The following is a 5,422-nucleotide window of genomic DNA, read 5'->3' as shown; positions in this document are numbered from 1 at the left end:
CCACCGCCGTGGCCCCCGAAGGGCTCGCCACCCCCCACGACCTGGGCCTGTGGAACGAGGAGCAGACCACGGCGCTGGCCGCCCTCGCCCACGTGATCGCCGCGCAGGGCGCCCAGCCGGGCCTGCAGCTCTCCCACGCCGGACGCAAAGCCTCCCGCACCCGCCCCTGGGGCCCCGGCGCCGACCGCCCCCTGGCCGCCGCGGACGGCGGCTGGACACCGCTGGGCCCCTCCCCCCTGGCCTTCGCCGACGGCTACCGCACCCCCCGGCAGATGACCCACGACCAGATCGACGAGACCATCGCACAGTTCGCGGCCGCCGCCCGCCGGGCAGCCGCCGCCGGCTTCCGCCTCCTGGAACTCCACGCCGGCCACGGCCGCCTGCTCCACGCCTTCCTCTCCCCCCTCGCCAACCAGCGCACCGACGCCTACGGCGGCTCCTTCACCCACCGCACCCGCCTGCTGCGCCGCACCGTCACCGCCGTGCGCCAGGCGTGGCCCGAGGACCTGCCCCTCGCCGTCCGCCTGTCCTGCCGGGACTTCCTGCCCGGCGGCTGGACCCTGCACGACTCCGCCCGCCTCGCGCCGCTGCTCGCCCACGACGGCGCCGACCTGATCGACTGCACCTCCGGCGGCATCGCCCGCCCCGAACCCCGCCCCACCGGCCCCGCCTGGCAGGCCCCCTACGCCGCCGCCCTGCGCCGATGCGGCCTCCCCACCGCCGCCGTCGGCAAGATCACCACCCTCGAACAGGCCGCCGGCCTCCTGTCCGCCGGGCAGTGCGACCTCGTCCTCATGGGCCGCCAGCTCCTCGCCGACCCGATGCTCCCCGCCCGCAACGCCCCCGCCCTCGCCCCCAGCCCCTACCAACGCGCCCTGGCCACCACCGCGGCGCCCGCCGACGGCCACCTGCCGCCCGAACTGTGACCGAACGGGAGACGCTCATGCTCGTCCTGCACGACGCACAACTGATCTTCGTCCGCACCCGCAAGACCGCCGGCACCAGCGTGGAGATCGCACTGTCCCGCCACGCCACGGACCGCGACATCATCACCTCCCTCTCCCCCCGCGACGAAGCCCTGCGCGCCCGCGAAGGCGGACGCCCCCCGCAGCACCACCTCCACCCCGGCCACACCCCCCGCACCACCCCCGTGCCCCCCGGCCCCGGCGACGGCATCCGCTTCTACAACCACATGCCCGCCACCGCCATCCGCGACCAGCTCGGCCCCGCCACCTGGAACCGCTACCTGACCGCCTGCCTCGAACGCAGCCCCTACGAAAAGGTCATCTCCCTCTATTACCACCGCCACCGCCACGAACCGCGCCCCGGCATCGAAGAGTTCATCGCCTCCGGCGAGTTCCGCGACGCCCTCAACTGGCCCCTGTACACCGGCCCGGACGGCACGGTCATCGTCGACGTGATCATCCGCCACGAACACCTGCAGCCCGGCCTGAACGCCCTGTGCGCCCGCGTCGGCCTGCCCCCGCTGCACCTGCCACATGCCAAGGCCCACTTCCGCCCCCCGGGCACCGACTACCACCAGCTGCTCACCCCGGCCGCCCGCGCCGCCGTCGAGAACGCGTTCACCACCGAGCTCGACCACCACGGCTACACCTGGTAGTCCACGGCACCCCCGCCCACCCGGCCCAGAGCGCTCCCGATGCCTCCACGGCCACCTCCGCGGTCGTCACGGTCCACGAGCCCGACGTCCGCGGCGCGGGAAGGATCGCCGGCGTACACCGTGTGCCCCGGATACGGCGCCGAGCGAGTCGTCGGTGCCGCTGTCCGGCGCGCCTGCCGAAGCAGGAGGAGAAGGCGCACCATGCGAGGCCTCCAGTTCGTTCGCGCCGCCCGGCGCGTCGCCGGATGGCCGAGGGTCCGGGGCCTGCCCGCAGCTGGCCATGCGTGGGTCGAGGACGCCACACGCACTGCATGGACCCTGGTCACCCGGTACAGCGTCCCGCGCTGGCGGGGCACCTCGACGCCCGGCAGGGCATGGGCCAATGGCTGAAGACGCTCTGCCCGCCCGTAGGCTCACCCCATGCCGACCGAGGACACCCCGCAGATCCCCGTCAAACACTGGCAGGACTGCACGGACGTATACGACTTCCTGGAACAGATCCGGCTGAGGCCCGGCATGTGGCTGCCAGGCAACTCACTCCGCCGTCTCGAAGCGATCCTCACCGGTTACCGCGTCGCACTCGGCGTACATGCCATCGACGAATCCTCCGACGGCTGGCCCGAAGAGGCCTTCACCCGATGGCTGCACCAGCGCTGCGGAACGCCCACCTCCCTCGGCTGGGCCGCCGCGATCGAACACAGCACGCCCCCGGGCTCCACCCCGGTCAACGAGTTCTTCCAGCTGCTGGACGCCTTCCGGCGCGAAAGCGCCACGCGCCCGGCACCGGTCGGCCGAGCCGCCAGGCTTCTGGCGCTCGAATTCATGGCGAACACCTTCGTCACCCTCTTCTGGCGCCGGCGCCTCCTCTCGGACACCGCCCTGCGGCTCGAAGACCGCGGCTTCCGTGTCATTCGCCTCGCCGCGGGCGCGTGGAACTCCGAGCAGGACCTGCACAGGGATATCGCCGCCGCCCTGCGGTTCCCCGACTACTACGGCCGCAAGCTCGCCGCGCTCGACGACTGTCTCGGCGAGGTGGCCTGCTACGGCCCGTACGACGAGTCGCCGGAAGGCGCCGGGCTCGTCCTGTCCATCACCGACTACGACCGCTTCGCCGCCGCCTGCCCGCAAACGGCCCAGGCCGTTCTGGACATCGTCGCCGACCAGGCCCGCCACGCGGCGGTGCTTCAGCGCCGCTTCTTCTGTCTGCTCCACAGCAGCGATCCCGACATCCGGTTCGAACCGGTGGGCGCCACACGCGTCATGTGGAACAGCAACGAATCGCTCGACGCCACACGCCGATGAGAACACGGCACCGCATCAGGGCACGTAACACCGCTGCGGGACCGTCGGGTTGAGGCAGTGAACTTCCAGGCGGCAGCGGCACATCCTTCCTCCCGGCGCCACCGCCCCTTGGCAGGGCGCCTAGGAAACGCAGAGCGCCCCGCCGCCTGTCCGGCCGCTGATACGTACACCCGGCCCGACAGACCTCAGGCTTCGGGCGCTGCCCCGTCCACCAGGATGCCCCGGGCGACGTCTGATTCGCGGCTCCCAACCCGTGCGCGAGGTCCTACGGTTCACGGGCTCGCGCACGGGTTCCCACAGTCCGACGCTCAGAATTCCTGGAACCTGCGGGCCTCCGGGGAGGGCCTCCGAAAGGCCTCGTGCGCCGGGACGATGAACGATGTCGTACAGTTCCGCGCCCACCAGCCCGTCTACGCGCCGGGTTCGACGACCGCATCGGTCAACCGCACCAGTTCCGCGGCGAACCCGGGATAACTCGTGGCGACGGAATCCCACCCGTCGATCACGGTCGTCCCCTCCACCGCGCACGCCCCCGCGACCGCAGCCGTCATCGCGATCCGGTGGTCGCCGTGCGAATCGATCCGCGCCGGATGCAGCCGGGCCCCGCCCTCGATGACCAAGCCGTCCGGGGTCTCGGACACCGGCACGCCGAACGCGTGCAGCATCCGTGCCGTCGACGCGATCCGGTCCGACTCCTTCGCCCGCAGTTCGGCCGCGCCGGAGATGACCGTGGTGCCCTCGGCGACGGCGGCGGCCAGCGCCAGCACCGGAATCTCGTCCACGATGCCGGGAACGTCCTCGCCCGAGAGGTCCACGGCTTTCAGCGGGGACGAGCGCACCGACAGCCTCCCCGTGGCGAGGTCGAAGTCGGCATCGGCGCCCATGCGCTGCAGTACGCCCACGAAGTCCGAGCGTCCGAAGCCGGTGTAGAGGTTTTCCACCACGACCTCGCCCCGGTCGGCGAGCAGAGCCGCCACGGCCCAGAACGCGGCCTGCGACGGATCGCCCGGCACTACGACGTCCGTGCCGGTCAGCTTCCCCGGCTCGACGCTCACCCGCACCCCGTCCACGCGCACCTGGGCCCCGAACGCGGCCAGCAGTTCCTCGGTGTGCCGACGCGTGGGGCGGGCCTCAACCACCGTCGTCGTTCCCTGGGCGGACAGTCCCGCCAGCAGGACCGCGCTTTTGACCTGAGCCGACGCCTGCTCGGGGACATGGGTGATGCCCTGCAGACGGCCGCCACGGATCGCCAGCGGCGCCAGACGGCCGCCCTCACGCCCCCACACCTGCGCACCCATCTCCCGCAGCGGCACGGCGATGCGGTCCATCGGCCGGCGTCGCAGGAATTCGTCCCCGGTCAGGACGGACAGGCCGTCGATCCCGGCGCAGACTCCAGCCATCAGCCGGATGCCGGTGCCCGCGTTGCCGTGGTCCAGGATGTCGTCCGGTTCGTGCCGGAGCGGCCCCTCCACCCGCACCCGGCCGTCACCCGCATCGGTGACAGGCACCCCGAACCGCTCGACCGCCCGCCGGGTGTGCATCACGTCCTGGCCCAGGGGGAGCCCCCTCAGCGTGCTGGCCCCCTCGGCGAGGGCCGCCGTCAACAAGGCCCGGTGCCCAATGCTCTTGTCGCCGGGCACTTTCGGCTCCCCGCGGGCGGGTCCGGCCCCCTGCACGCGCAGGCAGGAAGCGCCGTCGAGAACGGACACGGAAATACCCATGGCTGATCTGCTTTCTCTGGGAAGATCATCGGCACGCTGGCGCGCCGGTTCGACCCTACGCGTCGGGCACCGTCCGTCAGGGCTCAACCTGCAAAGGAGGGTGGGGAGTTCTCGCAGGTTGACAGGCCGCCGCGTCGTCGACGTGGCCGGGGCGCGCGGGCAGCAACGCTCCTTGGCCGTCCTCCATGCCTGTCGTTCCAGCGCCCGCAAAAGCGTCGGGCGCCTCCCCGGCCGTCACTGCCGACGCCGGGAAAACTCTTCTCGGGATCGGGGCTGCTCGCGCGTCCCGGTGCGATGGAGATGCCGCTTCGGCACCAGGTGACCACGACGGGTCTCAGCCCGGCCGCGCCCACTTCGGCTACGGAGGCCCACGTCCGTCTTGTCGGGCACGGCGCACCATGCCGAGGTCGTCCGCGACGGCAGACCTTCGAGTCCTGTGGGGAGCTCCGGGGGCCACTGCCGCCCAGGATCGGACGGAGGATCCAGTCGCCTGGTTCCGACCTGCTTCCCGGCAGCCCTCCACAGGACTCGCAACGCGTGCTCGCGCCGCTTCCCACGCTACTGTAGCGCAGCTGGAGCTGTTCGTCCGCCGGGTATCGCCGCGGGGTGGCTTGCCCGAGCGCGGTCGACGTATCGCGCAAGATCAGGCCCTGCGACAGGCAGTCGTGAACCGCCCGGAACGCGGTTGCATGAAGTTCGATCAGTGTGTACTGCCTGATGCCACGGACACGGCACCCTGATCGCAAGCACCCGACGGAGCCAGACAACTGTCTGGCTC

At 72.1% G+C, this 5,422-nt stretch carries 4 protein-coding genes; 3 read left to right on the top strand and 1 reads right to left on the bottom strand.

All coding sequences use genetic code 11. From position 1 onward, the window contains the following. The 3 genes from ACFU99_RS31630 to ACFU99_RS31620 form a co-directional block, all read left to right on the top strand. Positions 1–926: NADH:flavin oxidoreductase/NADH oxidase (locus ACFU99_RS31630; RefSeq protein WP_384398553.1), on the top strand; the 926-nt coding region annotated here is incomplete at its 5' end. Continuing rightward, positions 923–1,621, top strand: a complete 699-nt coding sequence (locus ACFU99_RS31625) for a hypothetical protein (protein WP_384398551.1) — start codon at positions 923–925, stop codon at positions 1,619–1,621. The genes ACFU99_RS31630 and ACFU99_RS31625, both read left to right, overlap by 4 nt. 420 nt (positions 1,622–2,041) lie before the next feature. After that, positions 2,042–2,923 carry a barstar family protein gene (locus ACFU99_RS31620; protein ID WP_384398550.1) on the top strand — a complete coding sequence of 294 codons (882 nt, stop codon included), beginning with the start codon at positions 2,042–2,044 and terminating at the stop codon, positions 2,921–2,923. Positions 2,924–3,333: 410 nt separating this feature from the next. Here ACFU99_RS31620 and aroA read toward each other — a convergent pair whose 3' ends face one another. Continuing rightward, positions 3,334–4,644: a 3-phosphoshikimate 1-carboxyvinyltransferase gene (gene aroA, locus ACFU99_RS31615; protein WP_384398548.1), complete on the bottom strand. Its 1,311-nt coding sequence runs from the start codon at positions 4,642–4,644 to the stop codon at positions 3,334–3,336. Positions 4,645–5,422 lie beyond the last annotated feature (778 nt).

The organism is Streptomyces sp. NPDC057654 (assembly GCF_042800135.1).
GTDB lineage: Bacteria > Actinomycetota > Actinomycetes > Streptomycetales > Streptomycetaceae > Streptomyces.
The sequence above is the reverse complement of the archived record's forward strand: the minus strand, read 5'-3'. Positions and strand labels throughout refer to the sequence as shown.

Excerpts from the sequence above, each read along its gene's own strand:
- aroA (WP_384398548.1), bottom strand. The coding sequence starts at position 4,644 with ATGGGTATTTCCGTGTCCGTTCTCGACGGCGCTTCCTGCCTGCGCGTG.
- ACFU99_RS31620 (WP_384398550.1), top strand. The coding sequence starts at position 2,042 with ATGCCGACCGAGGACACCCCGCAGATCCCCGTCAAACACTGGCAGGAC.